Genomic DNA, 3,512 nt, shown 5'->3' on the forward strand with positions numbered 1-3,512 from the left:
TCTGCACCCAGGGCTCGTGCCCCTCCTGGGCGGTTTTCTTCCAGACGTACTCGGGTCGCTCGATATTCTTCGGGACCTCGCGAATGGGCGACTGCTGCCCGGGAACGAGGGGCTTGCGGGTGCGCACAGACATGAGTCCAGACTATCTGCCCCGCACAGCGGCCTTTCAGGCGCATACCGCATGGCCGGGAATCTTTCCGGACCGTGGTCCGTTTAAGCTTCTGGTTGACTTGGAAACAAGACAGGGAGAAGGCAACGGCCGTGGAACTGGGACTGACGACATTCGCGGAAACACACCCCGTCGGCGGCGACGGGCCCGTGCCGAGCGCGGGCGAACGGCTGCGTCAGGTGGTCGAGGAAGCCGTCGCGACCGAGGCGGCCGGACTCGACGTCTACGGCGTGGGCGAGCATCACCGCAAGGATTTCGCCGCCTCCTCGCCCGCCATGGTGCTGGCCGCCATCGCGTCGCGGACCGAGCGGATCCAGCTCACCAGCGCGGTGACGGTACTCAGCTCGGCCGATCCGGTGCGGGCGTTCCAGGACTTCTCAACCCTGGACGGCCTGTCCAACGGCCGGGCCGAATTGATGGCCGGGCGTGGCTCGTTCATCGAATCGTTCCCGCTGTTCGGCTACGACCTGAACGACTACGACGAGCTCTTCGAGGAGAAGCTGGCGCTGCTGCTGAAGATCCGCGAGGAGGGTCCGGTCACCTGGGAGGGCAAGTTCCGTGCGCCCTTGACCGACGCGATCGTCTATCCGCGCACCGAGAACCGGCCGCTGCCGGTGTGGATCGCGGTCGGCGGCAGCCCCGAATCCGTGGTGCGCGCAGGGCTTTTGGGCCTGCCGCTGGCCATCGCCATCATCGGCGGGCAGCCCGCGCGGTTCAAGCCGCTGGTGGACCTCTACCACCGGGCCCTGGACGAGGGCGGGCACGAACCGCAGCCGGTCGCGGTGCACGCGCACGGGTACATCGCCGAGACCGACAAGGCCGCGGTGGAGGACTTCTACGGGTCCTACGCGCGGGCCATGTCCGGGATCGGGCGGGAACGCGGCTGGGGTCCGATGACGCGGCAGCAGTTCGACGCGCTGCGGTCGCAGAGCGGATCGCTGTTCGTGGGCACGCCGGACTACGTGGCCGAGAAGATCGCCGACGTCCGCGACACCCTCGGACTGGACCGGTTCATGCTGCACAGCAGCGTGGGCACGCTGCCACACGAGAAGGTGCTGGCGAATATCGAGCTGCTCGGCGCGAAGGTGGCACCCCAAGTGCGTTGAGCCACAAGGGCGTTGGATTCCGGCCACAAGCACGCCGGAATGACGGAGGTATGCGGCCCGGTCGTCATGACCGGGCCGTTTTCATGACGCCGCCGGGCTCATGACGCTGGCTCGGTCGCACCGAAGGCGGCGAGCAGCATTTCGGTGAGTTGGTCGAGGTAGGCCGGGCCGGTGGGGTCGCCGCCGAGCATGACGCGCCAGAACAGGGGTGCGCCGATGAAGTCCAGGGCCAGTTCGATATTCAGGGCGGGCGACAGTTCGCCGCGGTCGATCGCGCGGTGCAGGATGCGGGCGACCCGGGCCCGGCGGGATTCACCGATGCCCAGTTGCAGCACCTCCCGGATGGCGGGCACGCGCACAGCCTGGGCCAGGAGGTCCGGAATGATCCGGGCGACAAGGGGATTGGTCAGCACCTCGGCCGATTGCGTCAGGAAGGCGCGCAGGTCGCCGTGCAGGCTGCCGGTGTCGGGGGAATCGGCGGCGTCGACCGCGACCTCGGAGATCAGGCCGATCACCAAGTCCTGCTTGGTCGACCAGCGGCGGTAGAGGGTCGGCTTGCTCACGCCCGCGCGGCGGGCGACCGCTTCCATGGACAGTTTGCCGTACCCGGCCTCGGCCAGTTCCTCGAAGGCCGCCATCCGGATGGCGGCGGTCACCTGCGGCTGCATCACCGCCGCGCCCGCGGGTTTGCGGCCGCCCGAACCGGATTCGTCACTCATGCCGCGCAGTCTATCAACGACGATACGGTTGCGTTTCGTCGTCGATCGGTCTACCGTTCTACCCGTACGACGAAACGGTGTCGTATCGACGTAAAGAGCGAGGTAGAAGCCATGAAATTCCTCTTCGACGACGAATCCTTCAGCTACGAGGCGCTGCGTGCCGCCGGGTTCGCCGGCTACGGCGGCGCGGAACTCGGCGAGGTGATCGCCACCGCGAGCCGCATCCCCGACGGCGACGAGGCGGCCTGGCTGCGCGAGTGGGAGGCCACCGCCGCGCGGGTCCACGCCATCGGCGAAACGGCCGCGAAGGCGGGCCACCGGGTGAGCGCCCGCGAGGCGCTGCTGCGCGCCTCGAACTACTACCGCACCGCCGAGTTCTACCGCCGCGACGATCCGGCCCACGACCCGGTGCCGCGCGAACTGTCCCGGCTGGCCCGCGAAACCTTCTGGGACGCAGCACAACTGCTGGACACCCCGGTCCACCCGGTCGCGATCCCCTACGCGGACACCACACTTCCCGGCTACCTGTTCCTCGCCGACGACACCGGGCAGGCCAGGCCGACCGTCATCTTCAACAGCGGCTTCGACTCCACCCTCGAGGAGTCCTGGTTCGCGCTCGCGGCCGCCGCGGTGGCGCGCGGCTACCACGTGCTCGCCTTCGACGGCCCCGGGCAGGGCGCGGTCATTCGCGAACAGGGCCTGACCTTCCGCCACGACTGGGAAGCCGTGATCACACCCGTGGTCGACTTCGCGCTGACCCGGCCGGAGATCGATCCGGATCGGATCGCCTTGTTCGGCTACAGCCTCGGCGGCTACCTGGCCGCGCGGGCTGCCGCCTTCGAACACCGCCTCGCCGCGCTCATCCTCGACGACGGCCTGTTCGACTACCACGCCGCCCACGTGCGGATGATGCCGCCGTTCCTGGCCGACTGGATCGCCTCGGGCCGCGACGAGGAGGCGAATGCCGTTGCGTCCCTGATGATGGCGGTCAACACCACCATGCGCTGGGCGCTGCGCAATGGTCAGTGGACCTTCGGCGTGAGTTCACCGGCGGAGTATGTGCGCGCCACCGCCGACTACACCCTCGCCGGGGTGGTGGACGGAATCCAGTGCCCCACCATTGTTTTCGACGCCGAGAACGACCTGTTTTTCCAGGGCGAGGCCCCGCGCGTGTACGAAGCGCTCACCTGCGAGAAGGAACTGATCACCGGCACCGCGGCCGAGGGCGCGGGCGAGCACTGCCACGCGGGGGCGATGGTGCTGACCCACCAGCGCATGTTCGACTGGCTCGACGAGGCCCTGCCCGCTCGATAAGTCACGAGTCCGGGACACCGATCCGGCCGTCGACGACCTCCGTCGACGGCCGGCACTCAGTAATCGGTGAGATTGGCCTGGAACGCGATGCGGTCACCGCGGTACAGCGAGCGCACCCGCTCGATCGGCACGCCCTCGCCGTCGACGCTGCGGCGGTGCAGCAGCAGCATCGGCAGGGCCGTCGTGCATTCCAGCAGCGCCGCC

The 3,512-nt window shown here is 68.7% G+C and carries 4 protein-coding genes and 1 pseudogene; 2 read left to right on the forward strand and 3 right to left on the reverse strand.

Annotation, left to right across the window (positions count from 1 at the left end; translation table 11 throughout):
• Nucleotides 1–133, reverse strand: a pseudogene (locus tag ACWELQ_RS41220) (type I methionyl aminopeptidase); the annotation flags it as partial.
• 128 nt (nt 134–261) lie between these two features.
• Between ACWELQ_RS41220 and ACWELQ_RS41225 the strand changes: the two are divergent.
• On the forward strand, nt 262–1,275 hold the full coding sequence (locus tag ACWELQ_RS41225) for an LLM class flavin-dependent oxidoreductase (protein ID WP_452402420.1): 1,014 nt from the start codon (nt 262–264) through the stop codon (nt 1,273–1,275).
• Between the two features lie 98 nt (nt 1,276–1,373).
• On the opposite strand, the gene ACWELQ_RS41230 is transcribed toward ACWELQ_RS41225, so the two are convergent.
• Nucleotides 1,374–1,994 carry a TetR/AcrR family transcriptional regulator gene (locus ACWELQ_RS41230; RefSeq protein WP_452402421.1) on the reverse strand — a complete coding sequence of 207 codons (621 nt, stop codon included), beginning with the start codon at nt 1,992–1,994 and terminating at the stop codon, nt 1,374–1,376.
• Between the two features lie 111 nt (nt 1,995–2,105).
• Here ACWELQ_RS41230 and ACWELQ_RS41235 point away from each other — a divergent pair, with 111 nt between their 5' ends.
• Nucleotides 2,106–3,308, forward strand: coding sequence for an alpha/beta hydrolase family protein (locus ACWELQ_RS41235; RefSeq protein ID WP_452402422.1), 1,203 nt, complete (start codon nt 2,106–2,108; stop codon nt 3,306–3,308).
• A gap of 56 nt (nt 3,309–3,364) precedes the next feature.
• Here the strand turns inward: ACWELQ_RS41235 and ACWELQ_RS41240 are convergent.
• On the reverse strand, nt 3,365–3,512 hold a 148-nt coding region (locus tag ACWELQ_RS41240; RefSeq protein WP_452402423.1), incomplete at its 5' end, for a UTRA domain-containing protein.

This window comes from Nocardia sp. NPDC004722 (assembly GCF_053601505.1).